At 61.6% G+C, this 26075-nt stretch carries 20 protein-coding genes, 1 tRNA gene and 1 pseudogene; 10 read left to right on the top strand and 12 right to left on the bottom strand.

Going from position 1 to position 26075, the window contains the following annotated elements; genetic code table 11:
- Positions 1-34: 34 nt before the first annotated feature.
- From AC1DVN_RS02660 to AC1DVN_RS02640, 5 genes are all read right to left on the bottom strand, one after another.
- Entirely contained in the window at positions 35-178 is a 144-nt protein-coding gene (locus AC1DVN_RS02660; RefSeq protein WP_003945342.1) for a hypothetical protein, read from the bottom strand.
- A gap of 128 nt (positions 179-306) precedes the next feature.
- Positions 307-4929: a DUF5979 domain-containing protein gene (locus AC1DVN_RS02655; protein WP_477993389.1), complete on the bottom strand. Its 4623-nt coding sequence runs from the start codon at positions 4927-4929 to the stop codon at positions 307-309.
- A 1136-nt stretch (positions 4930-6065) separates the two neighbouring features.
- The gene (locus tag AC1DVN_RS02650; RefSeq protein WP_283568322.1) at positions 6066-6209 is read right to left on the bottom strand and encodes a hypothetical protein; all 144 of its coding nucleotides are present in this window, start codon (positions 6207-6209) and stop codon (positions 6066-6068) included.
- Positions 6210-6660: 451 nt separating this feature from the next.
- Positions 6661-6819: a hypothetical protein gene (locus AC1DVN_RS02645; protein ID WP_003945304.1), complete on the bottom strand. Its 159-nt coding sequence runs from the start codon at positions 6817-6819 to the stop codon at positions 6661-6663.
- Positions 6820-6937: 118 nt separating this feature from the next.
- A tRNA-Arg gene (locus AC1DVN_RS02640) sits at positions 6938-7013 on the bottom strand.
- 97 nt (positions 7014-7110) lie between these two features.
- On the opposite strand from AC1DVN_RS02640, the gene AC1DVN_RS02635 reads away from it, so the two are divergent.
- A complete protein-coding gene (locus AC1DVN_RS02635) occupies positions 7111-9246 on the top strand; it encodes a bifunctional copper resistance protein CopD/cytochrome c oxidase assembly protein (RefSeq protein ID WP_020908246.1) in 2136 nt (711 codons plus the stop codon).
- 181 nt (positions 9247-9427) lie between these two features.
- Positions 9428-9826: a single-stranded DNA-binding protein gene (gene ssb / locus AC1DVN_RS02630; RefSeq protein WP_477993339.1), complete on the top strand. Its 399-nt coding sequence runs from the start codon at positions 9428-9430 to the stop codon at positions 9824-9826.
- A 100-nt stretch (positions 9827-9926) separates the two neighbouring features.
- Here ssb and AC1DVN_RS02625 read toward each other — a convergent pair.
- Positions 9927-10175 (bottom strand): annotated as a pseudogene (locus AC1DVN_RS02625) (MarR family winged helix-turn-helix transcriptional regulator); the annotation flags it as partial.
- Positions 10176-10317: 142 nt separating this feature from the next.
- Between AC1DVN_RS02625 and AC1DVN_RS02620 the strand changes: the two are divergent.
- The 3 genes from AC1DVN_RS02620 to bphC all read left to right on the top strand — a co-directional run bounded on the left by AC1DVN_RS02620 (position 10318) and on the right by bphC (position 14364).
- On the top strand, positions 10318-12135 hold the full coding sequence (locus AC1DVN_RS02620; RefSeq protein WP_053061983.1) for an ABC transporter ATP-binding protein: 1818 nt from the start codon (positions 10318-10320) through the stop codon (positions 12133-12135).
- A gap of 94 nt (positions 12136-12229) precedes the next feature.
- The gene (locus AC1DVN_RS02615) at positions 12230-13408 is read left to right on the top strand and encodes an acyl-CoA dehydrogenase family protein (RefSeq protein WP_477993337.1); all 1179 of its coding nucleotides are present in this window, start codon (positions 12230-12232) and stop codon (positions 13406-13408) included.
- Positions 13409-13443: 35 nt separating this feature from the next.
- Entirely contained in the window at positions 13444-14364 is a 921-nt protein-coding gene (gene bphC, locus AC1DVN_RS02610; RefSeq protein ID WP_020909199.1) for a biphenyl-2,3-diol 1,2-dioxygenase, read from the top strand.
- A gap of 64 nt (positions 14365-14428) precedes the next feature.
- On the opposite strand, the gene AC1DVN_RS02605 is transcribed toward bphC, so the two are convergent.
- The 3 genes from AC1DVN_RS02605 to AC1DVN_RS02595 all read right to left on the bottom strand — a co-directional run bounded on the left by AC1DVN_RS02605 (position 14429) and on the right by AC1DVN_RS02595 (position 17298).
- On the bottom strand, positions 14429-15742 hold the full coding sequence (locus AC1DVN_RS02605; protein WP_477993335.1) for a bifunctional o-acetylhomoserine/o-acetylserine sulfhydrylase: 1314 nt from the start codon (positions 15740-15742) through the stop codon (positions 14429-14431).
- Between the two features lie 37 nt (positions 15743-15779).
- The gene (locus AC1DVN_RS02600; RefSeq protein WP_182263089.1) at positions 15780-16295 is read right to left on the bottom strand and encodes an OsmC family protein; all 516 of its coding nucleotides are present in this window, start codon (positions 16293-16295) and stop codon (positions 15780-15782) included.
- 241 nt (positions 16296-16536) lie between these two features.
- Positions 16537-17298 carry an enoyl-CoA hydratase-related protein gene (locus AC1DVN_RS02595; RefSeq protein WP_069145572.1) on the bottom strand — a complete coding sequence of 254 codons (762 nt, stop codon included), beginning with the start codon at positions 17296-17298 and terminating at the stop codon, positions 16537-16539.
- A 116-nt stretch (positions 17299-17414) separates the two neighbouring features.
- On the opposite strand from AC1DVN_RS02595, the gene AC1DVN_RS02590 reads away from it, so the two are divergent.
- Positions 17415-18008 carry a TetR/AcrR family transcriptional regulator gene (locus AC1DVN_RS02590; RefSeq protein WP_428690989.1) on the top strand — a complete coding sequence of 198 codons (594 nt, stop codon included), beginning with the start codon at positions 17415-17417 and terminating at the stop codon, positions 18006-18008.
- 24 nt (positions 18009-18032) lie between these two features.
- On the opposite strand, the gene AC1DVN_RS02585 is transcribed toward AC1DVN_RS02590, so the two are convergent.
- Complete coding sequence (locus AC1DVN_RS02585; protein WP_020909198.1) at positions 18033-18635, bottom strand: TetR/AcrR family transcriptional regulator; 603 nt, start codon at positions 18633-18635, stop codon at positions 18033-18035.
- Between the two features lie 307 nt (positions 18636-18942).
- On the opposite strand from AC1DVN_RS02585, the gene AC1DVN_RS02580 reads away from it, so the two are divergent.
- From AC1DVN_RS02580 to AC1DVN_RS02570, 3 genes are all read left to right on the top strand, one after another.
- Positions 18943-19746: an SDR family NAD(P)-dependent oxidoreductase gene (locus AC1DVN_RS02580; protein ID WP_019745372.1), complete on the top strand. Its 804-nt coding sequence runs from the start codon at positions 18943-18945 to the stop codon at positions 19744-19746.
- A gap of 56 nt (positions 19747-19802) precedes the next feature.
- Positions 19803-20924 carry a DUF5938 domain-containing protein gene (locus tag AC1DVN_RS02575; RefSeq protein ID WP_019745371.1) on the top strand — a complete coding sequence of 374 codons (1122 nt, stop codon included), beginning with the start codon at positions 19803-19805 and terminating at the stop codon, positions 20922-20924.
- A gap of 73 nt (positions 20925-20997) precedes the next feature.
- A complete protein-coding gene (locus tag AC1DVN_RS02570; RefSeq protein WP_477993332.1) occupies positions 20998-22518 on the top strand; it encodes an AMP-binding protein in 1521 nt (506 codons plus the stop codon).
- A gap of 2 nt (positions 22519-22520) precedes the next feature.
- On the opposite strand, the gene AC1DVN_RS02565 is transcribed toward AC1DVN_RS02570, so the two are convergent.
- Positions 22521-24062, bottom strand: a complete 1542-nt coding sequence (locus AC1DVN_RS02565) for an alpha/beta fold hydrolase (protein WP_477993330.1) — start codon at positions 24060-24062, stop codon at positions 22521-22523.
- A 99-nt stretch (positions 24063-24161) separates the two neighbouring features.
- On the bottom strand, positions 24162-24977 hold the full coding sequence (locus AC1DVN_RS02560; RefSeq protein WP_279219484.1) for a MerR family transcriptional regulator: 816 nt from the start codon (positions 24975-24977) through the stop codon (positions 24162-24164).
- Positions 24978-25103: 126 nt separating this feature from the next.
- On the opposite strand from AC1DVN_RS02560, the gene AC1DVN_RS02555 reads away from it, so the two are divergent.
- The gene (locus AC1DVN_RS02555) at positions 25104-26054 is read left to right on the top strand and encodes a TauD/TfdA dioxygenase family protein (RefSeq protein ID WP_205906865.1); all 951 of its coding nucleotides are present in this window, start codon (positions 25104-25106) and stop codon (positions 26052-26054) included.
- Positions 26055-26075: the final 21 nt, after the last annotated feature.

The following is a 26075-nucleotide window of genomic DNA, read 5'->3' as shown; positions in this document are numbered from 1 at the left end:
GCTAGCTGATGTGTCGAATTGGTGCCGTATCGAACTAGCTGCCCGCGTTGATCGTGGCGCTTCCGGTACCGCCGAGGAGATCGTAAAGGAGTACGGACAGGCGACCGAGGCCGTCGATCGCGGCAGAACCAGTGGTCTCGATGCCTTCGATGACGATCGGGAACGGGAGGAATGACATGGTGTTTCTCCTTCGAGGGGTGGGCCACGGGGGCGGCCGCGAGATAGATACGTCGTGACGGTGAAACAGGGCGGGGGCGACCAGGCGTAGGTCGCCACCCGCCCTGTTTCGGTATTCCTGGTTGGGAGTTACTCCCGGCCGGGTGCACGCTTGCGGTTACGCAGGGTGAGCCATGCGCCACCGCCGATCAGCGCCAGCGCCAGACCGGCGAGCCAGATGACGTTCGCGCCGGTTACCGGCAGGGACGATGACTGGTCCGGTTTGGCCTGAGCAGGATTTCCCGGAGCAGGCGTGCCCGGAGCACCGTTGTGTCCACCACCGTTATTGCCGGGAGTGTTGTTGCCGGGAGTCGACACGTCGGTGCCTGGTCCTCCGGGTACCTCAGAGCCCGGCCACGTCGGGATTTCCCCCGGCGGCAGCGGGATCGGGATCGGGATGATGATCAGCCCATTGCTGCTGGTTTTGTTCTCGAGTCCCAGGACCACCGACTTGTTTGCTTCGCCGGTGAGCTTGACGGAAGTTGCGGTCGGGTCGCCGTCGATATTCGAGACGTCCGCCTTGCCTTCCTTGACGCCCCAGATCACTTCACCCCACTTGACGTTGGTGACGTCAGTGTGAGCACCGGTTTCTGTGAAAGTGATGTCGGTGTTCAGCGGGAACTGGACCCGGCCGTCGATGACGGCTGCGTCGCACTGGGCGGTCGGAGTGACCGAAGCGCCCGGTCTGACATCGAGAACACAAGACCGCGCCTCATTGTCGATGTCCGTCCACGTAGCCGTGACCTGGAAGATCGTGGATCCGTCCTTTGCCACCTGGCCGCCCTTGGGGCCGGTCACGATCTTGTCGATATCCACCTCGGTGGTCGGGATCGGGCGGTTGTGGATCTCCACCACAGCCTTCTCACCGGCTACCGCCTTGACGGTGTCGCGGTATTCGGCGTCACCGGCATCCGCGGACACGTAGTAATACGGCCGCGCCCAGTCGATACCGGCCAGGGGCTTGGGGTCGACCTCGGAGAAGGTGATCACGGTGTTCCGCGGCACAACCTCGTCGGACGTCCAGCTCCAGTCGTTTCCGGCATCGAGGGTGATGGTCTGGCCCACTGCCGGGAAATCGGTTCCGGCGGGGAGCGCCGGATCGATTCTGTCGATACGGACTTCGAACTTCGTGCTGTCAGGCAGGTCGGCCTCGGGGGCGCGGACGGGGTTGCCGTCAGCGTCGAGGATGAACTTCGTGAATTCGACCGATCCGAATTTCCACAGCGCCTCGTTCGACAGCGTGATCAGTCGACCGTCGGTCGGGTCGTCGGAGACTATGCCCGTCGCGGTGCCGTCGAGGTTCGAATGCAGCCACGATTCGCCTTCCGGGCTGGTTCCCCAGGAGATGGTGCCCCACTCGACTCCGTCGACATCGGGACGGCCGGTCTCGGTGAAGGTCACCTCGGTGCCGACGGGGAGGTCGACGCCGAGCGGTGTGGTCTGTCCCTGCTTGACGCTCAGCACCTGGGTGCGGTACTCCACACCGTCGCGCCAACGCGCCTCGACCGTGAACTCCACGTCGTCGCCGATGGCCTCGGCGGCCTCACCGCCGACCTGCTTTGCGATGCGCAGAGTGCCGTCGTTGACGTCGACGAAGTTCGACACCTCGATCTTGCGCAGATCCTTGCCGATGGTCACCACGGCTGCGTTGTCCGGATTGATCCTGACATTCCCGGAGTATGCGGGCACGCCATAGGCGAGACCGTCACCGTTTGCCGGAACCAGCTCTGTCAGTGTGACTTCGGTGCCACCGGGCAGGTTCTCGCCGAACGGAACCGCCGTGCCGTCGGACGGAAGAGACAGTGTCTTGCTCTGCGGTTTGTCGTCCGTATCGAGCCAGGTGGCAATCACGTCGAAGCTCGCCGGTACGGCCTTGTCGAACGCCTTCGGGCCCGTGAGTTTCTTGCTCACTTCGAAGGTGCCTTGCGTGATCTTGGCCTCGTTGGTGACGGAGACCGTGTTCGCCGACGCATCGGCGCCGATGGTGAGCATTTTCGGGTTGATCACCGGCTCCGACCAGGTCACGAGGTCGGTGTTCATCGGTTGTACCTCGGTGAAGGTGACTTTCGCTCCGATGGGCAATTTGCCCAGGTCGTAGTGCTGACCGTCCTTCAGAGTGAATTGACGCAACTCGTTGCCGGCGGCGTCGTCACCAAAGGCGATCTCTGCGTTGACGACGAAAGCCTCGAGTCCCGTGCGCGCTCCGTCACCGATGACGGACTTGGTGATCCGCGCCGATCCCAGACTCGCTTTGTTGAGCAGTGTGACACCGACATTGCTCTTCGGTGTGATGGTCACCAGCGCCTCGGTGCGGTCCCCGTTGAGCGTCACACCCTCTGACGGGCGGAACGTCCCTCTCTCGAAATACACACCGTCAACGGTGGGGAGGTTGATCTCGGACAGTCGGATCTGCCAGCCGGTTCCGCGGGGGTTGATCCCACTGACCGGTGTCCCGTCAGCCTTCACCTTGATCTCGTAGGAGCTCACCGGGGCGTCGGTCGCTGGGATTTGCCCGGGGGCGAACTCCTCGACTTTCACGGTGAACTCGGTGTCTTGCGGGAATTTCTCGGAGAAGGGAGCGATCTCCTTCAGCAGCGAGAACGAGCCCCGCGACACACCTTGACCGGTGCCGCCACCGCCCCATTCCTGCTTGACGCTCTGCGACAGCGTCTGCTTGCCGGCATAGGTGAGGGTGTTGGCGTATTCCGTGTCGCGCTGGTCGAGTCCGCCGCTGCTGGTGCACAGGGTGTAGCTGACGAGGTACTTCGTCTGACGGCTGTAACCGTCCGCGTCACGCGGGAGAGTGAGATCGAAACCGCCGTCGGCGCGCGCCACCGAGGTGGCATCGGTGATATCGCGTTTCTTGTTGCCGTCGAAGAAGTCTTGCGCGACGACCTTGAGATTGAGGTTGCTCTTGAGATCGCCGCCGATTTCACACACCGTCATGTTCGGAGAGAACCTGTCGTTGATGACCGCCGGTTCCGTAAGGCCCTCGAGATCGTGTCCGGAGATTTCCACGGTCCAATTGAGGGTGGTGCCTGCCGGCTGCTCCACGCCGCCGACAGTCTGCGACGTGGTGTTGATCGCGCCGTTCTTGCCGCTCGTGAACCCAGGCCCCTCAGTCTTTCCCGTGATCGACGTCTTGTTGACGACCGCCGAGTTGGTGAGATGGTCCTCGGAGTCTGGCACCTCGGTGGTGGTCAGGCAGGTCCGGTACGTGACGTAGTAATACTGCTCTTCGTTGAACGTGTCCGGGTTATCCACAGTGATCGCCGCGGTGAAGGTACTCGCGCCGACTACTGCGTCGATGGGAGCAATGGTGAATCCTGCGGCAGGAGTGCGGTAGTTGGGTTCGTTCTCCCGACCTGGGAGGTAGTCAGACTTCTCGATGACTACCTGCACGCCCGAGGCACAGACCGCATGGGGGCCGCCGAAGGTGTCGGTGATGTCGATCTTGTGGTTGTTGGCGGCAATGTCGGTGCCCGGAACCACAATCGTCCAGACGGCTTCCATATTGCGCTTACCGCCGTCGAGGTAGCCACCCTTCCAGGGCTCGGTCTGCGGCGCATAGTCCTGTCCCACGCCATCCGAAGCCACCGTGTTGTCACCGATCGTCACGGAGTTGGTGTACTGAGTCCCCTTGAGATCCACCACGCCGCTGGTCGTGCATGAGGTGTACTCGATGCGGTAGAGCTTGTTGCCCTCGAAGGGCGCGCCGTTGTTGATGTTGATGGTGACCTGATCACCCGCGTCGGCTTGAGCGACGGTGACGCCGCCGGGGGTCTCTTTGAGATCGCCCGGGCGACCGGACCACAGCTTCGCGTTGAGCAGGCTGCCTGCACACACCTTCATGTTGTCGGAGAGCTCGTCGCTCAGGGTCACCGAACCGGTGTTGCCTGCGTCCAACTTGGCCAGATCGGCGCCGGGGATGTCGATGGTCCACCGCACTGACTGCTTGTTGTCCTGGAGTTTGCCGGACTTCGTCGACTCGCCGATTACGCGGCCGTCGGTGATGCCGCCCGTGCCGGGCAGGTCGACCGGCGTGACCTTGTTGTTGATCGTGAAATCCACAGTCTCTGACGTGGTGTACTCGACTGCCTTCGTGTAGACGAAGAAATCGCCCTTCACCTCGTCCGGCCGATCCGCCACAGCGTCGGAGAGCACGCAGGTCATGAGATTGGTGGAAGCAGCCAGATCGCATGTGCCCCAAACCGTCCCATCGTCGCCCTCCAGCGCGATCGTCGGGTTGGACTGAAGCTTCAGCTCGCCAGGGAATTCAATGGTGAACTGGTCGCCCGGCTGCGGACTCGCGCTTGACGCGTCCCAAGTGCCCTTCACGGTGACGGAGTCCCCGACCGTAATCTGCTGGTCGTTCTTTCCCTCGACCTGGACGTCGGTGATTTTCACATCGATGCCGGGATTGACTCCGGGTGCGGCCAGTCGCTGCGCCGCCACAGAAGTCGTAGACGGGGGCGCCGTGGATGTGATCGGCGGTTTCGCAGAAGTGGGTGACTCCGACGTGGAAGTAGGCGGCGCCGTCGTTTTCAGTGGCGCCTCCGTCGTAGTCGCGGGCGGCTTCGTTGTGGTCGGAACTGTGGTGGTCGGAACTGTGGTGGTCGGAACTGTGGTGGTCGAGGTCCCGATGTCATCTGCCGAGGCAACTTGGACGAATGAGAACGACGATATGACCAGCGCCAGGACCGCAACAATCATCCCCAACGCCGCCCACCGAGACACCACCCCCTCCCCGGCACGACGCGGGAAGACACGGTTACGCATGACGAACACCTTTCGTTCAGAACACATGATTTAGGCCCCGTTTCCGGGGCCGGCGAATAGCGAAACGGGACCTTGGAGCAGCTCTGGAGCCTGAATGCGAGCGTTGGTGATTCTCAGGCGACCTACTGCGGAGCCGAACAGTTGGTAATCGGGCCTCGGCTGGCGCAAAGGCAGACTGACGACCCACTGCGGGTGGGGCCGGGAAATTCCAACTGAATTCGGCCGCCGGCATTCCCTAACGCGACGACTTACGGGGCTCTAAAGGCCGCGGCTGAGGTTTTTTCCTGCGCAATTCATCGCAGTCCGGGTATGAGCGCCATCCCGGATAGCAATAGCACCAGCGCGATGGCTCCGAAGGGGAGTCTTCGTACTGCGTACAACGCGGCCGTGACGGTTTTCATGAAATTCCTTTCTCTGACAAAATTTGAAGAAACTTGCCCGGGGCGGTTCGCGAGAATGTGCAAAAGACGAGCAAACTACGCAGAAGGCGCAAACCGGACGATGCGCAATCAGGAACCTAACATGATCAAATCGCGTAGCTGGACATGCCCTGGACGTCCGTCCATGCACGAAAAACTCCATGTACCTGGCTATATATGGTTAATTCGAAATCTTCCCAAGTTAACTGGCTGGTTCGTCACAATTCGATATCAACCATCAGTTGCATGCCCGTCCTGGCCCTCGTCGACGACCGATGAGCGACCGAGTCGGTTCGGTGCTGCTGTACCGATTGAGCCTTTATGCAGTTCACTGGCCTTTATCTGCTGTCGCAACGACGGGTTGTTCAGCGAATTATCTGTGCGCACACAGTCGGCATAAATGCAAATCTTTTTTCTTCTGGTAGTGCGAGGGTGAATTAGGGGGTGAATTTAGTTGCGAGTCATCGAAACCTGGAATCCCTGAAAGGATCCAGAGATGGGGGTCACATTAGATTCGTTTTTCTTAGCAGATTGGATTCCGGCCTGAGTTAACCGTCGATAATGCTTCGGGGGCCGACATGGCATTTCGAGACAAAGAATCGCCCAGCTTTTCGTAGAAAGCCTTCGGTACGGTTACCTCAGTCCAGCTGATCACGCGCCGCAGCGACTTTTGGCGACGCTCTTGTGCGCACGGATGAGGCACTGCCTGGGATGTGTGTGGATCTCGGAAAATGCCACGTCGGAGGCTTCTTCGAAGATCTGGAGACCTCGCAAGTTCAGGTCGTTCTCGCGCATTTCGGCACGATGGAATGGCTTACTTTTCAAGCGCTTTCGATGCCCGGAGTCAAATGGTGACGGTCGTTGCGTAGTCGCTGACGGCGGATGCGGCCGGTTCGGTCGGTGCGCAGTCGCCACATCCGAGCAACCGCACCGAGTAGCCGCGAGGTCCCAGAGCCGGCGCCTCTCGGGGCTCCCTGGAAACTTCGCGAAATTAGAACTTCGAATCGAGTTCTCGCTCAACCATTCTGACGCAGCTTGTGTCAATGGTGCTACGCCCACGGCCGCCAGCAAGGTCCGACTACTCCGGCTGCTGTTACGCCCTGGGATCCGGAGCCCAGAGATTCTGTGACACTGTGCGGCGGCTCTGCTTAGCGTGTTGCATGCGACTCAGTTGGCAGTGGTGGATTCTTGGCTACCGGCTCGTTGTCGTAGAACTTCGTGAGACGACCTTGTCGCAGGGGAAGGGCTACAACGATTGGTCGGGTCCGGTCAACGAGGCGGGACCGGTAGTCGGTTGGTGTGCGCCGGTGAACCGCTCGACGACGGATACAACGACGATTGCGAGTGCCAGGATTCCAACGGTCCGGGCGAGTGACTTCAGGGTCTTCGGAAGTGCCTTCTTCATGCGAGGCAGATTACTGCGGACGGCACGTAATTTGTGGGCTAGGTTTCGGTCCGTATCGGACTGCTCTGCCCAGTGGCCGCTCGTCCACGCAGTGTGACTATCCGTGAATCAAATCTTGTGGTGCCCCCGGCAGGATTCGAACCTGCGACCAAGAGATTAGAAGGCTCTTGCTCTATCCCCTGAGCTACGGAGGCGCGTGGAACATCATACTCGAGGGTTCGGGATGTGACGCGCGCCGCCCAACTCCGACGCGTTGTCGTAGTCGGTTCGCGAAGGTCCTACCCTTGAGGTATGGCTACACCCGACCTCGCGCCGACAGATTCCCCACCGGAGTCCACACAGCACAGCGGTGCACCCGCTTCTTCGACCGCGATATTCGTGGTCAGTGGACTCATCGCAGGGCTCACCGCAGCCATCGTGGTGGGATTCTCCGCGTCGCAGGCACTGACTCTTCTGGGTATCCCGGATCCAGGCCCGATCACCACGTACGGCCTGCCCGCGATGCGCGCACTGGGGGAGATCGCCGCAGTCATCGCGATCGGGTCACTGCTTCTGGCCGCGTTCTTCGTGCCGCCGCAGAAGTCGGGTGTCCTCGACGTCGACGGCTATCGGGCAGTCCGAACTGCATCGCACGCCGCGATCGTGTGGGCGATCTGTTCGTTCATGATGGTGCCTCTGACGCTCTCTGACACGTCGGGTCAGCCGTTTGCCGAAGCGATCAAACCGGCGAACCTGTGGTCGGGACTCGATCAGGTCGAGATCGCCGGCGCTTGGCGTTGGACGGCGATCATCGCGGTTGTTCTGGCGATCCTGGCCCGACTGACACTGCGCTGGTGGTGGACTCCGCTCCTGCTGCTGGTCGGTCTCCTCGGACTGATGCCGCTTGCTCTCACCGGTCACTCGTCTTCGGGCGGCTCGCATGACATCGCTACCAATAGTCTGATCCTGCACCTCGTGGCGGCTTCGCTCTGGGCCGGCGGGTTGTTCGCGCTACTGGCACACGCGCGCCGCGGCGGCGATTACACCGACGTAGCAGCCCGACGCTTTTCGACGGTCGCATCCATCTGCTTCGTCGTCATGGGATTCAGCGGCGTCATCAATGCGATTGTCCGTCTGCCTCTCGACGACGTGTTCACCACGACCTACGGACGATTGATCGTCGCCAAAACAGTTGCACTGATCATCCTCGGGTTCTTCGGTTGGGCTCAGCGGAGTCGGGCGCTACCGGCGCTGGCGGAGAACCCGAAGAGTCGCTCTGCCCTGATTCGATTTGCCGGCGCCGAAACGATCGTGATGGCGGCGACCATCGGTCTCGCGATCGGCCTCGGTCGTACCCCGCCGCCTCCGCCGCTGTCGATTCCCTCGATCCCCGAGGTCGAACTCGGTTACAACCTTCCGGACCCGCCGTCGTTCATGGCGTTCGTGACGGACTGGCGATTCGACCTCATGTTCGGCACCGCCGCAATTGCTGCGGCGATTCTGTACGGCATCGGCCTGCGCAAGCTGGCCAAGCGTGGAGACTCCTGGCCCGTCGGCCGAACCATCGCCTGGATGAGCGGTTGCGCGGTGCTCCTGATCGCCACGTCGTCCGGTGTCGGCAAGTACGCGCCGGCAGTCTTCAGCGTTCACATGGGCGCACATATGGCGCTGTCGATGTTGGGCCCAGTCCTGCTGGTTCTGGGTGCGCCGATCACTTTGGCTCTGCGGGCGCTCGATCCGGCGGGCAAGGACGGCGTGCCAGGCATTCGCGAGTGGATTCTGACCGCGCTGCACAGCCCGTTCTCACGATTCATCACCCACCCGATCGTTGCGGCAGTTCTCTTCGTCGGCGGTTTCTACGCGCTGTATCTCGGCGGAATCTACGGCGCGACCGTCGACTCGCACAGCGCTCACCTGCTGATGAACCTGCACTTCATCCTCAGCGGCTATCTCTTCTACTGGGTGGCGATCGGAATAGACCCGTCACCACGCCAATTGCAGCCGGTGACCAAGCTGGCGATGGTCTTCGGCTCACTTCCGTTCCACGCGTTTTTCGGCGTGGCATTGATGAGCACCACCGCCGTCATGGGCGGCGCGTACTTCCGCTCGCTCGGACTCGGTTGGAACAACGACCTGATCGGCGATCAGCAGCTGGGCGGCAGCATCGCGTGGGCGACCGGCGAGATCCCACTCATGGTGGTCATGCTCGCGCTGCTGGTTCAGTGGTCGCGCAGTGACGGAAGGACCGCGCGCCGAACGGACCGTGCGGCCGAGCGTGACCACGACGCCGACCTCGCTGCTCACAACGCCATGTTCGCCGAATTGGCCAGGCGGGACCGCGAGGGGTGGAAACCGCGTGAGGCTGCTGACGCGGAGACTGCAAGCGAGGACTCTGCGGACGAGACACCCAGCGAGAAGAAATCCGACGAATCCTCCACTAGCACTTAGTTCCGACACTGCCCGGGCCGTTTGGCTCGGGCAGTGCTGTTTCTCCACAGCTGTCCCGCCGATGCACAGGTGGAAATCGAAATCCCGAGCCAGGCGTTTGCCGTTCCACAATCGAAACTGCCGACGCAATGATCGGCCCCGCGGCAGTTGGCGGGTTCTGGAGTTCGAAGGGGGATCGGACATGTACGAAACGCATGCAACGGTTGTCGGAACCGTCATCACCAATCCGGTGAAGCGGCAGACAACCAATGGCGAAGAGGTGCTGAGCTTTCGGATGGCGAGCAACACGCGTCGCAAAGACGCGGTGACCGGAGAGTGGACGGACGGAGCGACCCTCTATCTCACGGTCAGTTGCTGGCGGCGGTTGGTCACCGGCGTCGGCGCATCCATCATGAAGGGTGATCCGGTCATGGTGGCGGGGGAGTTGCGCACCAACGAGTACACGACCAAAGAGGGTGTGCCTCGTTCCGATCTCGAGTTGCGGGCGACGGCAGTTGGCGCGGACCTTGCTCGTTGCATCTCGAAGATCGAGCGTGCCGAGAGTCGTGCCCCGCGTCCACTCGCTCGAGAAGTTCGGTGAGAGTTGCTCGCTCCGATTCGTCGAGGTCGTCGAACACATCCGAGGATTCGCGTCGTTGAGCTTTCGCGACGTCGGCAGCGAGGGTAGCGCCGGCGTCGGTGAGCTCGAGTAACACGGCTCGCCGATCGTTCGGATCGGGAGTGCGGCGCACCCATCCGGCCTCTTCGAGGGAATCCACGACGTCGGTCGCCGACCGCGGAACGATGCGCAATCGCTCGGCAAGAAACCCGAGTCGAACCGGCTCGCCCACTCGGGTCAGTACTCGCAGCGCTCGGCTTTGCGACGGCGAGAGGCCGAATGGTTCCAGCGCTGCCACTTGGCGTCGCCGGATGAGCCGTGCCACGGACATCACGACGTCGGTGAGTTCGCGCTCTCGGGAATGCATGGCGTCAGTCTAGCGTTGTTGGTGTCAGCCTCATAGTGAGGTAACCTCATCAATATGAAACTAGGGTGAGAAAGCCTCCAGGAGGTAGAACGTGAAACCAGATCACATGCGAAACATCGAACGATCCGCTGTCGAGATCACTCCGGCGGACTCTGTACCGGCAAAGCGCGTACTCGGACTGTTCGCGCCGTATCGAACTCAGATCGCCATCGTCACCGCGGTCATCACACTCAGCGCGATCGTGGCGTTGGGCAGTCCGCTGCTCCTACGCGAAATGCTCGACAAGGCGATCCCGGACAAGAACCTCGGACTCGTCAGCGTTCTGGCCATCGGCATGATCGCCATTGCCGTGATCACGAGCTGTCTCGGCGTGGCGCAGACTTGGATGTCCAACAGCATCGGCCAGAAACTGATGCACCAACTGCGTGTGCGGGTCTACTCGCATCTGCAGAATCAGTCGCTCGGATTCTTCGCTCGAACCCGAACCGGAGAAGTTCAGTCGCGCATTGCCAACGACATCGGCGGTATGCAGTCGGTGGTCACCAACACGGCAACGTCCATCGCGCAGAATGCAACGACCGTGGCAGCCACCATTGTTGCTCTGTTCCTTCTGGATTGGCGGCTTGCCATCTTCTCGCTGGCGATCTTGCCGGTGTTCATCCGTATCGCACGCAAGATCGGTGACGAGCGCCGCAAGATCTCGGGTAAGCGGCAGAAGCTACTCAGTGATCTGTCGGTGCAGGTGGAGGAATCTCTCTCCGTCAGTGGCATTCTCCTCGGCAAGACGACCGGCGCGAAGTCGGCTCTGACGGATCGATTCACCGAGCGTTCAGCGGAAGTCGCGGACGTCGAACTCCGGGCCATGATGGCCGGCAAGTGGCGCATGGCGACCATGTCGATCACCTTCGCAGCCATGCCCGCACTGGTCTACTGGTTCGCCGGTTTCACTCTCGATCACGGCAACACCATCACCGTCGGCACCCTCGTCGCATTCACCACACTGCAGACCCAATTGTTCCGCCCCACCATGATGCTGCTCAACACGGGCGTCGAGGTGCAGAGTTCGATGGCACTGTTCAGTCGCGTGTTCGAGTACCTGGATCTGCCGATCGACATTGCGGATCCGGAAGAGTCGAAGAGCTTCGACCGCACCAAGATGTCCGGCGAACTTCGGTTCGACCACGTCGACTTCTCGTATCCAGGAACCGACAGCAAGACTCTCGACAACATCGACCTCGCGGTCCCGGCCGGCGGAACCTTGGCGCTGGTCGGCTCCACAGGTTCGGGCAAGACCACCCTCGGATACTTGGCCGCACGTCTGTACGACCCGACTGCGGGATCGGTGAGAATCGACGACATCGATCTGCGGGACCTCGATCTCGCGACGGTCTCCGATCTGGTGGGCGTGGTGTCGCAGGAGACGTACCTCTTCCATACGACGATTCGTGAGAACCTTCGGTTCGCGAAACCCGATGCCACCGACGCCGAGATCGAGCAAGCAGCGCGCATCGCGCAAATCCACGAGTTCATCTCCGGTCTCGACGACGGGTACGACACCATGGTCGGCGAGCGCGGCTACCGATTCTCCGGTGGTGAGAAACAGCGCATCGCGATCGCGCGCACAGTTCTGCGGAATCCGCCGATCCTGGTCCTCGACGAGGCGACGAGCGCCTTGGACAATCGCACTGAACGTGCGCTGCAGGACGCGCTCGACGAGCTGATGGTCGGACGCACCACTCTTGTTGTAGCGCACCGACTCTCCACGGTTCGAGATGCGGATCTCATCGCGGTCCTCGACCAGGGCGTGGTTGTGGAAAAGGGCACCCACGACGAACTTGTGCAACAAGGTGGGCGATACGCACAGTTGCTTGCGGCCTCGGGTAGCGACGCCGTCGAACTCCCGTCGGAACTGCAGACCGTGTGAGTGTAAGAAATGTCGGCCATTTCACTTCCGCAAGTTTCTAGAACGTGTTCTACTTTATTGAAGGTTGGCGGGCTATCAATGGAGGCGGAAGATCATGGGTCAGGTTCTGGACAACATCTCACAGTTCGCCGACGAGATCCGCGCCGACGGAGTCGAGGGCGACAAGCTGATGCGCTTGACGGACGGCAGCGCGAAGCGTTTGCGCGACTCCGGCGTCATCCGGATGTTSCAGCCGAAGGARTTCGGAGGCCTCGAGGCRCATCCGCGTGAATTCGCCGAGACGGCAATGGCTATCGGTGCGATGGAYGGTGCCACGGGYTGGGTCAGCGGCATCGTCGGTGTTCATCCGTGGGAGCTTGCGTTCTTCGACCGCAAGGCTCAGGAAGAGGTGTGGGGAACCGATCCYGATACGTGGATGGCGTCRCCGTATGCGCCGATGGGYGTGGCGAGGCCGGTCGAGGGTGGSTACATCCTCAACGGTCGCTGGTCGTTCTCCTCCGGTACCGATCACTGTGACTGGATCATGATCGGCGCGATGGTCGGTGACGAGTCCGGYAAGCCGTTGATGCCGCCGAAGCACCTGCACGTACTGCTGCCGCGCTCCGATTACGACATCGACCAGGACAGCTGGAATGTCGTGGGCCTGCGCGGWACSGGGTCGAAGGACCTGATCGTCAAGGACGCGTTCCTGCCCACCTACCGCACGATCGACGCCGGAAAGGTSTACGACGGGACGGCGTGGAAGGAAGCGGGCCGTACGGAGACGTTGTACAAGTTCCCGTTCTCCTGCATTTTCCCGTTGGGGATCACYTCGTCGTTGATCGGTATCGCTGAGGGTGCGTTGGCGTGCAACATGGCGGCGCAGCGTGAGCGYGTGACGGTCAGTGGYGTTCCGATCAAGGAAGATCCGTACGTGCTGTTCGCGATCGGTGAGGCTGCGGCCGAGATCGCTGCTTCTCGGGCTGCGATCTTGGAGACGGTSGATCGTTTCTGGGACATGACCGAGAAGGGGCAGGAAGTTTCGTTCGAGCTTCGTGCGATCGGTCGGCGCACGCAGACTGCTGCGGCGTGGCGGGCGGTGCGGGCGGTGGACGAGATCTTTGCTCGTTCCGGTGGTGGCGCGTTGCAGTTGAACACGCCGATGCAGCGGTTCTGGCGTGATGCGCATGCCGGTCTCGCGCACGCGATCCATGTGCCTGGTTCCATTTTCCACGCGTCGACGCTCTCGCAGCTCGGTGGCGAACCGCAGGGCATCCACCGCTCGATGATCTAGTCCCACAATCACTCTCGAAGCAAGGACGGTTAGGCATGACTGAAATTCGGGGCCTGGGGTATCTCAGGATCCAAACGCAGGACGTGGCTCGCTGGCGCGAGCTCGTGGTCGACGGACTCGGCCTCGCGGTCGGTAGTGGCCCGGAAGCCGACGGCCTCTACTTGCGCCTGGACGAGCGTCGTGCGCGACTGATCGTCCTGCCCGGTGAGACGGACAAGGCTCTCGCAGTGGGTTGGGAAGTGCGAGATCAGTTCGCGCTCCAGCGTGTTCGTGAAGAGGTCGAGAAGGCCGGAGTCGAGGTCGAGGTTCTTTCCGAGGTCGACGCCAGCTACCGCGATGCCGAGCAGGTCATCGCATTCGACGATCCCAACGGCAACCGCGTCGAGGTTTTCTTCGGACCGGTACTCGACCACAGCCCGTTGGTCACCCCGCACGGCGGCCGCTTTGTCACCGGTGATCAGGGACTCGGCCATGTGGTGCTTCCGGTTACGCGTTTCGACGAGGCGTACACCTTCTACACCGAGGTGCTCGGATTCCTTCCGCGCGGTTCCATCCGTCTCGGCGGAATCGATGCGCCGCCGCCGGCTCGCCGCGTTCGCTTCATGGGTGTAAATCAGCGCCACCACAGCCTGGCGCTGTGCCCGGCGCCGCCGGTTGACGAACCCGGTCTCGTGCATCTGATGATGGAAGCCGAGACTCTCGACGCCGTCGGTCAGGCTCTCGATCGTGTTGCCAAGCTCGGCTTCTCGATCTCCTCGACGTTGGGTCGCCACACGAACGACAAGATGGTCTCGTTCTACGTGCGCGCACCCGGTGGTTGGGATCTCGAGTTCGGTTGCGAAGGCACGCTTGTCGACGAAACCTTCTACACCGCTGAGGAAATCACGGCGGACAGCTACTGGGGCCATGACTGGTCCGACAGTGAACCGCTGGCCGCGTTCACTCCCAAGAGCTAGTTCTGACGCAACGAAAAAGCTCGGTCCCGACGCCTGTCGGGACCGAGCTTTTTCGTGTGCTCGATCAGGAAGCTGCTGCTGCCAAACCGGTTTCGAGGTCGGCGAGGATGTCGTCGATTCCTTCGATACCGACCGCGAGGCGGACGAGCCCCGGGGTGACGCCCGAAGCGAGCTGCTCCTCGGGGGTGAGCTGCGAGTGCGTCGTCGACGCGGGGTGGATGACGAGTGAGCGAACGTCACCGATGTTGGCGACGTGGCTGTGCAGCGTCAGTGCGTTGACGAACTTCTTGCCTGCGTCGACTCCACCGGCGAGCTCGAACGCGACGATGGCGCCGGTTCCCTTGGGAGCCAGCTGCTTTCCACGCTCGTGCCAGGGTGAGGATTCCAGTCCGGCGTACGCGACCGACGTGACTTCGGCGCGGCCCTCGAGGAATTTCGCGACCTTCTGGGCGTTGGACACGTGGCGCTCGATGCGCAGGCTCAGTGTCTCGATGCCCTGCGAGATGAGGAAGGCGTTGAACGGTGCGATGGCGGAGCCGAGGTCGCGCAGCAGTTGGACGCGTGCCTTGAGGGCGTAGGCGGGTGCGCCGAGGTCTGCGAAGGTGACGCCGTGGTAGCTGGGGTCAGGGGTCGTGAAGTTGGTGTGGCGTCCCTGGGTCCAGTTGAAGGTGCCGCCGTCGACGATGACGCCGGCGATCGCGGTGCCGTGTCCACCAAGGTATTTGGTGGCGGAGTGGACGACGATGTCGGCGCCGTGCTTCAGCGGCTGAATGAGGTACGGAGTTGCAACCGTGTTGTCCACGATCAGCGGGATGCCGTGCTCATGGGCGACTGCGCTGATGCCGGGGATGTCGAACACGTCGTTCTTGGGGTTGGAGATGGTTTCGCCGTAGAACGCCTTGGTGTTCGGACGGATTGCCTCACGCCAGTGATCGAGGTTGTCCGGGTCCTCGACGAAGTCGACGGTGATGCCGAGCTTGGGCAGCGTGTAGTGGAAGAGGTTGTACGTGCCGCCGTACAGGCGAGGGCTGGAGACGATGTGGTCCCCGGCCTCGGCGAGGTTGAGGATCGCGAAGGACTCGGCGGCCTGACCGGACGCAACCAGCAGAGCCGCGACTCCGCCTTCGAGAGCGGCGATGCGCTGCTCGACGACGTCCTGCGTCGGGTTCATGATGCGGGTGTAGATGTTGCCCGGCTCGGCGAGGCCGAAGAGCGCCGCCGCATGGTCGGTGTTGTCGAAGACGTAGCTGGTGGTCTGGTAGATCGGAAGCGCTCGAGCGTTGGTAGCGCTGTCCGGGCCCTGTCCGGCGTGGACCTGCTTGGTTTCGAACGACCAATCTGCGGTCGGATCGGTGTCGACGGGGGTGTTCTCGCTCATGAATTCATACTCCGTGGTGAAGGTGGGTTGGTGCGGGTCAGGCGGTTTCGACGACTGTATGCACTGGGACGGGATTTCGGGTGAGATCGAGTACGGGGCAGTGGGCGTCGACCGTCTCCTGCAACGCCAGGTATCGCTCGCGAGTTTCCGGACCGGTCAGGGTCACCACGACGCGAACCTCGGAGAATCCCGGGCGGACGGCATCGTCGAATCCGAAGAATCCACGAACGTCGAGGTCGCCTTCTGCCCTGGCCGAGATGTCGTCGAGCGCGATACCGAGCTTGTCCGCCCACACACGGTAGGTGACCACCTGGCAGGAGAGCAGGGATGCGAGGTAGTACTCGACGGGATTGGCTGCGGTGTTCTCGCCGCCGAGGGCCGGCGGCTCGTCGACCTCGACGGTGTACTTACCGAGAGAAATGGTGCTGGCAACGGCGTCGTGCGCCTGAGCGGATGCCTTGAAGACGACGTGCGCTTTGCTTGCGTCCTTGTCGATGGCGTCGGCATTGGCTGCTACGACGGAACTCAGGTGCGAGATCGAAGCGGTGGTCATGACAGAAATGTCCCCTGATCTGGGTGTACATACGAGTATCGACGTGAGCGGCGCTCACGTCGTAGGTCCGATCAGTAGATCGGACACCCGGATGTACAGACGTGCGCAAAATCGACATGGCGTCGCCGCGTCAGCAGCGTGCCCGTCTCGTATGCGCCAATTCCAGTCACGGAAGAGACTGTAACCGGTTCACACCCTTTCCGACCAGCCCTATAGGAAATCCGTCTCGGATCGTGGTCGCTCATGTGGGCGGCAGTCCGCTCCACTGCGGCGTCCGACGGCTCGCAAAAGCGTCGAGTCCTTCGGCGATGTCCGGCGATCGGAGCACCGCGTCCTTGGCGTCGTCGGTGATGGTCCATCCGGCAGTATCGGCCTCGGCGTAAAGAGCGTCGATTGCCTTCAGGCTCAGGCTTACCGAGGTCGGAGAGGACTCGCAGATCTCGGCCGCCATCACCAGAGCCTCGTCGAGCGCCTTACCCGGGGCAGTCACTGCATTGACGACGCCGAGATCTTTGGCCCGATCGGGATCGAGAGTGCGCCCGGTGATCAGGAGTTCGCGAGCGACATTGATCGGAAGGGCACGTGGCGCCCGAAAGAGCGCACCGGACGTCGCAACCAGACCGCGTTTGGTTTCGGGCAGACCGAATTGTGCTGTGGCGGAGGCGACGATCAGATCGCAGGCCAATGCGATTTCGAATCCGCCACCCAGCGCGTACCCCTCGACCGCGGCAATCAAAGGCTTGTTTCGCTGACGCCGAATGACGCCGTACTCACCGCCGCGAGGCATGCGAAGGTCGGCTCGCTCTCGGATATCGGTTCCGGCGCAAAAGATGTTGGGGGTTCCGGTGATGATGCCGACCCACAGCGCAGGGTCGTCGTCGAGAAGGTTCAGTGCGGCTTCGATGCCCTCGGCAGTTTCACGATTGATCGCATTACGACGTTCTTCGCGTTCGATCCTGACGATGAGAACGCGGTCGTGGCGTTCTGTGGAAACAGGCGACATAATTGGACTGTAGTCCATCTATCGAAGGGGTGGTGCGCCAACTGGCGAGACCGACATTGGACACATTCCGGACTGTGGCGAAGACTGTGTCCTGAGGCGGAGAAAGGCAGGTCGACGTGATTTCCAAACGAGAACAGAACAAGCGCGATACCAACGACAGGTTGCTCTTAGCTGCTCGAATTCTGTTCTCGGCAAAGGGTTTCGCCAGCACGACCGTCGACGACATCGCCGAGCGAGCCGAGGTGTCGCGAGCCACCTTCTTCAATTACTTCCAGGGCAAGGACTCGGTTCTCGAGGCGCTGCACAGTGATCATCTCGATCAGCTTGCGGCACTGGTGGATCAGCTCATGGAATCTCCGATGCCGACCTCTGATCGGATCTCCCGGATTTTTCAGGACTTTGCGCAACAAGCGATCATGCATCCGCGCTATCTGCGCATGGTGACAGCAGAACTCGAGCGCGACTTCGCCTCCTCCGGAGCGGGGGCGGCACACGATCATCGGTTCCATGTGGAACTTCTGCGGATCGTCACTGCCGGTATCGAAGCCGGCGAAGTGAGATCGGACTACCCGCCGCTGTTTCTCGCGCAGATCATCGGCGGTACGTACGGAGCGTTGGTTCGCTTCTGGCGGCAAGACGCCGATTACGACGTGGTCGGCGAATTCGATCGCGGTGCCAGGTACGTCGCGGAAGGCATCGCTGCTCGCTGAGCCGACTCAGGACGTGGTGCCGGCTCAGGGTGTGGGCACTACCAGGGGCAGCATCTGCTGGACGCTCTCCGAAAGATAGTTCGCGGCAGTCTGATCACCGGACAGGTGGCGAAGAAGACTCTGCTGGAACAGGCCGTCGAAGATCGCGTACATCGCCGGCGAGGTGACCGAGGGCTCCACGTCGAGAAGCTCGGCATAGCGAGAGACGATGCGCCAGATCATGTTTTCGAGACTCTCGTCGATCGCGGCCACGTCGGTTCGGAACGACTCCTCGAACATCGACTGCGCGCGCAGGTCGTACCAGAGGCGGTGCATCGTCGGCTCGTCGATCATGGTCTCGGCGAGCAGCGCGCCGAAACCCGTTTTCAGTTCCTCCGGCGTCTGAGCGGTGGCGACGATGCCGTCGTAGCGGGTGACGCAGCGTGCCTTGTAGTGGCGCACGCAGTGGGTGATGAGATCGACCTTGTCGCTGAAGTAGTAGTGCAGGACGCCGTGGGAGAACTCCGAATTCTGGGCGATTTCGCGCAGGCTCGTGCGTGCGTAGCCCAGTTCGGCCAGCGTTTGCAGTGCGGCCTCGGCCAGTTGATCACGTCGCTCGGAGAATTTGTCGACCTGACGACGTGACACCTTGTCGGCGTTGGACCGCTTCTCCGAAGAGACAGGAACCGCCTTTTTCCCTGCCTCACTAGGCTTCTCGACTGTCGTGGTCACGATGGCACGTCCTGTTCCCTGCGGTTTCCACAGCGGCACGATCGCCGCGTCCGAATCAGTGTAACCCCTGGTCTTTGACGAGCGTGTAACAAAATCTTGACAGTCGTCAAGATTTCTCTTGACACTCGTCCAAAGTTGAATACTCTGTGACTCACACCACTTGGCAGCGTCGCTGTGAACGGTGGCATCGCGAGAGTCGTTTCAGTCATGGAGGCAGTCGAAAATGAGCGTGTTTGATCTCGAGGGACGAAAAGCACTGGTCACAGGTGGTGCCAAGGGGCTCGGAGCCGGAATGGCTGAGGCGTTGGCGAAGGCGGGGGCGTCGGTGATGATCGGCGATGTTCTCGAAGACGAAGGTCGTGCCACCGCAGAGGCCGTTGGTTCGGGCGGAGTCAAAACCGGCTTCGTAAAGCTGGACGTCACCGACGACGCCAACTGGGAAGAGGCAGTCGCCGCCACCGCGGAGACTCTCGGCGGCTTCGACATCCTCGTCAACAACGCAGGCATCGAGATTTCTTCGCTGGTGGTCGACCTCGATCCGGGCGACATCCGCCGTATGTGTGAGGTCAACATCCTCGGCACGGCGCTCGGAACCAAACACGGACTGCGCAGCATGCGTCCGGGTGGCGTAGCCGGAACCGGCGGCTCCATCATCAACATCTCTTCAGTGGCCGCAACCATTCCGTTTCCCGGGATCAGTGGATACTCCGCGACCAAGTCCGCGGTCGATCGCTTCACCAGAGTTGCCGCCGCCGAGTCGGGCAAGCTCGGCTACGGAGTCCGTGTCAACTGCATCTACCCGGGCCTCGTCGCCACGGAGATGGGTCTCGGACTCGCGGCGGACATGGAGAAGCTCGGCCTCTGGCCCAGTGCCGAAGCGGCAGTCGGCGACGTCATCGGTCTCACCCCGCTCGGCCGCCTCGGTGAAGTGAACGACATGGCTGACGCCGTGGTGTTCTTGTCCTCCGACGCCGCGCGATTCATCACCGGAATCGGCCTACCGGTCGACGGTGGCATGGGCATGTAACTGCCCTCCCCATTCGTACGTACATCCTTCTCACGTCTTCGAAAGGTTCCACGAACATGTCCGAAAAGAAGCCCGTCATCGTTTACGGCGTCTCCGGGTACACCGGCCGTCTGGTGTGTGAATACCTGCGCGAGTTCAACATCCCGTTCATCGCGGCCGGCCGCGATGCCGCTCGCATCCAAGAGGTCCTCGACAAGATCCCCGGTTTGGACACCGTCGATCACGAGGTCGTCGAGGTCGAGCACACGGTCGAGGCTCTCACCGAATTGTTCACCGGTGCACAGGTTGTCAGCAACATGGTCGGACCTTTCATCAAGCTTGGCGGCACCGTCGTCGAGGCTGCGTTGAATGCCGGTTGCCACTACATGGACACCACCGGTGAGCAGGACTGGGTACTCGACGTCCAGGAGAAGTTCGGCGACAAGTACCAGGAGAAGGGCCTGCTTCTCTCGCCCGGTATCGCGCAGATGTACACCACCGGTGAGATCGCGGCCAACATCGCACTGGAAACGCCGGGTCTCGATACGCTCGACATTCTCGTGCTGTGGAAGGGATTTCCCACCTATGCCTCCACTCAGACGATCTTCACCATCCTGAAAGCGAACTGGTACTACCTCGAGCAGAACAAGTACGTGCAGTGGGCGCCCGGCCAGACTTTCGACGTCGTCGTTCCCGGCCAGCACGAAACTGCGCTTGCATTGCCGTGGGGCGGAACTTGCCACCCCGTGTGGTTCAAGAACGATCCGCGAGTTTCCAACGTCAAGGCTGCGGGCGGGGTGTTCGACCGCACCGTGATGGAAGGTGTTGTCGCGACACAGAAGATCGTGGAGGAGCAGATCAAGACCCTGCCCGCCGACGAGCAGGAAGCCGCCTTGGCCGAGATCGCCGGTTCGGTTCAGGCGGGTATGCCCCCTCGTGAAAATCCGCGCATCAACACCTCACTCGACTCCGTCTACGCGTCGGGTCCGCTGGGTCGCTCGCACGTCGTGATTCACGGAAACTGCAACTACAAGCAGACGGGCCTCCTGCACGCCTATGCAGCGCATTCGTTGCTTCAGCAGGCGCCCAAGCGGACCGGGCTTGCCTCGGCCTGCCAGGCGTTCGGCCATCGCGAACTGCTTGGCGCGCTACGTAGTTTCGGGCTGGCTCTGGAGCCGGAAGTAACCATCAACGCCTAGCTCGTCGCCCTCGTTATCATGTTCACGGCTCCCGGCGTGCATCGCGCCGGGAGCCCCGCCCTGGAGGCTCCCCATGCGTTTGACCGACTATCTCGACAAGGGAGCCTCTCTTGGTTCCACCGCACCGTGTTTGACGATGGGGGAGCGCACTCTCTCCTACGGCGAGGTGCAACAGTTCAGCCGACGCTTCGCAGCTTCGCTCGCGGCTTCGGGCATCTCGGCGGGCGAGAAGGTCGCGATTCTGTCCGGCAATGACCCGATCTCGTTCTCCTGCGTATTCGGTATCAGTAGGGCTGGCGCGGTCTGGTGCCCGATCAACCCCCGCAACGAAGCTGCGGAGAACCGAGACCTGTTGGATCTGTTCGATTGTCGCGCTCTGTTCTTCCAGAAGTCCTATGCGCCGCTTGTCGACCAGATCAAGGACGCGCTTCCACAGTTGGTGACGCTCGTCTGTATCGACGGCGAGTGGGATTCGGCACAGTCCCTCGAAAGCTGGCTCGGGGAAGAAGAACTCGACGCCGCGGCGCCCGACGACGTCACCATGCTGGTCGGTACCGGTGGTACGACGGGCCGCCCCAAAGGCGTGATGTTGACCGGGCACAACATCGAGACGATGACCGCAATCACTTTGATGAGTTATCCATTCGAGGGGCGCCCGGTGTATCTGGCGTTGGCGCCGTTGACTCACGCCGCCGGTGTTTTGTGCTTCCCGATCATGGCCCTCGGCGGCGAAGTGGTGATCATGCCGAAGCCCGATCTCGGGTACTTCCTCGCGAACGTTCAGAAGCACAAGGTGACTCACACCTTCCTGCCGCCGACGCTCATCTACATGTTGCTCGAGCACGAGGACCTCGCGGTAACGGATCGTAGCTCGCTGCAGTGTTTCTGGTACGGCGCGGCACCGATCTCCCCGACCAGGCTAGAGGAGGCGATCGACAAGATCGGACCGGTCATGGCTCAGCTGTTCGGGCAGAGTGAAGCCCCCATGATGATCTCGACGATGTCACCGAAGGAGCATTTCGGCCCGGACGGCACTGTCGCAACGTCACGACTTTCGTCGGCGGGTCGACCGTCGCCGCTGGTGACCGTGGGGATCATGGACGACAAAGGCGCGCTGCTCGGACGTGGCGAGCGTGGTGAGGTGGTGATTCGCAGTTCGTTGGTGATGGCGGGTTATTACAAGAACTCCGACGCAACCGCGGAAGCGTCAGCCCACGGCTGGCATCACACCGGCGACATCGGGTACCTGGACGAGGACAATTTCCTGTTCATCGTCGATCGTGCGAAGGACATGATCATCACCGGCGGTTTCAACGTCTATTCGGTCGAGGTGGAGCAGGCACTCATGGCGTATCCGGGGATTCAGGACTGCGGAGTGATCGGGTTGCCGGACGACAAGTGGGGCGAACGTGTTGTGGCAGTGGTGCAGCCACACCTCGGCGCAGACATCGACGGCGCCGAGGTGATGGCTTTCGTGAAGTCTCGCATCGGAAGTGTGAAGACTCCGAAGCAAGTCATCGTCTGGGACGATCTACCTCGCTCCAAGGTCGGCAAAGTTCTCAAGAACGAGATCAAGAGCGAGCTGACTGGCTGAGATCACGACTCGCACACCACGTCTTCGGCGGGCAGTGAGCCGTCGAGCAGGTACGAGTTGACGGCGGCGTTTGCGCAAGTATTCGCGTAGCCCGGGAACACCGCATGAGTGCGGCCTGGAACTGTCACGAGCCGTGAGCCTTTCATCGCTTCGTGCATGCCGAGGCCTTCGTCGTACGTCGTGCGGGTGTCACCGGTTGCCTGGATCTGCAATGCCGGAACGTTGTTGTCGATGTCGATCCGCTTCGGGGCCTCACTGCGCCAGAACGCGCAGGGCATGATCGTGTTGTGCGTGCCGGCGAAGATCGGCTGATCACCACGGTGCTCCTCCAACTTGTTGCGATACCACGCGGGATCGCTCGGCATCGACACGTCTCCGCAGACAATGGCGATTGTTCCGGCATAGTCAGGGCCGGTCCCCAATTCGGTCTGGAACCACGCCTGCATCAGTCCCGTCAGCTGGGGATGGATGTCCTCGACGGTCTTGCCTGCGGCGAGTTCGCGCAACTGAACCAATACCTGCGCGAATGCCTCGCTTTCCTTTTCGGTGTCCCCGGTTCCGTTGACGTACATCAGGAATGGAAGGACGTGATCGTCGACGGCGTAGTCACCGATCTGAATCGGAGTGGTGGCAGCGTCCGAGATCAGCTTCTCGATGAGGGCGCGAACTTCGGCGGGCGTCGATCCGAGTGCATAGGTGGAGTTGTGGTCTGCTGCCCACTGTGAGAATCCGTCGATCGCTTTCTCATTGGCCGGGCCCATGTCCTGGAACATCTCGTATCCGTATTTCTTCGGGTCCGGTGCGCTGTCGAGAACCACACGGTCGATCCTGTCTGGGAACATTTGAGCATAGGTCGCACCAAGGTATGTGCCGTACGACCACCCGAAGTACGACGCCTTCTCCTGGTCGAGGGCACCACGAATCACGTCGAGGTCGCGGGCGATGTTCTGAGTATTGATGTGCGGCAGATAGTCCGGGTACTTGTCCCAGCATGTGTCAGCGGCCTCGCGTGCGAGCGCAACACTTTCGTTCCACCCTTCCTCTGTGGTACCGGGTGAACGCATCCATGTCATCTGCTCGACGCCGCAGTCGATCGGCGTGCTCTTGCCGAGTCCTCGGGTGTCCATGCCGATGACGTCGTATGCCGCTGCGACTTCCGGTGTCATCCCGGCATTCAGAATCTCGGGCAATCCCAGACCGCGGCCGCCCGGGCCGCCAGGGTTGGTGAGCAAGATCCCGCGTCGCTGTGCAGGGTCGGTGGACGCGACCCGCGAGATCGCCACTTCGATCGTCTTGCCGTCAGGTGCGGAATAGTCCAAAGGTACTGTGACCATGGCGCAGTCACTTGCCGTCGATGTTCCGGTGTCTGTGGCGCATGGCCCCCATTCGACATCCTGGTCGTAGAACGCGCCGAGATTCGATTGTGGATCTTCCTGCGGAGCAGCAGGATCCGAGCACGCCGCCAGTGCAGGTACTGCGAGTGCGGCAGCGGCGATTGTGGTAGCCAGCCACTTTCGTGGTCGAGGCGTGCGTGATCTGGGCATGATGGATCCAGTCATTGTCGTGTCGTGTCCTTGTTTCGAGCCCATTTTCGGGCAGCGTTGATCACCCCACTTCCGATGTGGGGATTCAGTGGCGGAGTTTCAGGGTCGAGACTGGCGGGCAGCGAACTCGGCCGCTACAGCCTTCGCGAATCTTTCCTGGGTCGGGGTTCTTCGATCTGCTTGGTGCTCGCGCAGCACCGCTACCAACCGGGTGGGTGAAGGGCGTTCCGGTGCGGCCTGTTCAGGAAGCACTCTCTCGGTGAAATCGCAGAACTGAATGGCAAGGGCCGCAATCGTGTCGGCGTCCGCCGGAGCGTCGGTGAGGGCGTACATGCGAGTAATCAGTTCGATTGCCTGCTCGCGGTTCGGCTTCGCCAACGCCCGGCGGTGTGCGCTCAGGAGTGAATCGCAGACTTCGGGATCACCCCCGGAGACGGTGAGCGCGAGGATCAGGAGTTCGCGCTCGTTGTCGATCCACGCTGTCGGTGCACCGGCAACGACATACTGTGCGAGCACTTCCGAAAACGCGTCGGGTAGTTCGGGATCGGCGTTGCGGCGTAGCGACTCGATGTGAGCACGTTGAACCGCGATCTGTTCGGCCTTGGCTGCCAGTTCCTTGTCGAGTGCGTCGAGTGCGGACCGGGTGTCGTGAGCGTCGCCGTCGAGCAGTTCGGCGATCTTGGCAACAGGAATCCCCAGATCGCGCAGGCGGCGGATGCGGCTCAGTCGTGCCAGGTCCACCGCCCGGTACATGCGGTAGCCGTTGGGTTGGCGTTGTGGTTCTTCGAGAAGCCCGTTCGAGTGGTAGTAGCGCACGGATCTGACGGTGGTGCCGGCCAGATTCGCCAGCTCGCCGATGGTCATCATCGCCTCGCCCTCCCGTTTGTCGATTCGGATTTCGTCTGTGGAAACCATTCTCCAACCCTGACGCGGCGTCAGGGTCAAGGTGCGCACCGGAGAACGTGACCGTTGACACGTTAAGGACATAGACTTAATCTGGATTGTCCGTTACGACATCGTCGATTCCGAGGAAGTGCCTTGATGGCTACCCTTTTGCCTGCGGCAACGATCTTTCCGATCCCCACCGATCCGCTTGCTGCCTATGGTCCACTTGTCGCTCGCCGGAATCCCGAGTCCGTAGTTCCGGCGCCGTACGAACACTTTGCGGTCAAGGCGGTCACGCCGACGATCGGAGCGGAAATCTCCGGCATTCGACTCGGTGGGGACCTGTCTGATGCCGTGATTGCGGAACTTCGCCGCGCTCTCCTCGAATGGAAAGTCCTCTTCTTTCGGGATCAGGACCTCGGCCGAGCAGAACATCGAGCTTTTGCCGAGCGTTGGGGCGATCTCGAACAGCATCCGTTCTTCAAGTACACGCAGCCAGGGCAGACGGACGTCGATGTCACGACGCTGGCCAAGGATGCGATGGTCGGCGGCGTCGAGAACAACTGGCACAACGACGTGACGTGGCACGAGTTTCCTTCGTTTGCCGCCGTACTTCGTGCAGTCGAGGTGCCAGAGGTGGGTGGTGACACGTTGTGGGCTGACACCGCTGCTGCCTACGATCTGCTTCCGGAAGACGTCAGGAAGCGTATCGACCCGCTTGTTGCAGAACATGATTGGATCAACTCGTTCGGTAGGTCGATGCCGGCGGATGCGGTCGAGATGTTGCGTCCGAAGTTCCCTGCGGTGCAGCATCCGGTGGTTCGGGTCATTCCGGAAAGCGGCAGGCGGGTGTTGTTCGTCAACATGACCTTCACGCAACGGATCTTGGGCGTATCCGAAGAGGAATCGAACGAACTTCTCACGATGCTGTATCGCCACGTCAATCGTCCGGAATTCCAGGTCCGACTGAAGTGGGAGCCGAATACTGTTGCCTTCTGGGACAATCGGACCTGCCAGCATTACGCGGCCAGTGACTACTTCCCGGCTCGTCGTGTGATGGATCGAATCTCGATTGTCGGCGATCGGCCAGTGGGCGTCGGGGACTGATACGACGCTCAGCGCCTCACG

It is taken from the genome of Rhodococcus sp. P4_E4 (assembly GCF_056401575.1).
This window is presented reverse-complemented; position numbering and strand designations above follow the sequence as displayed.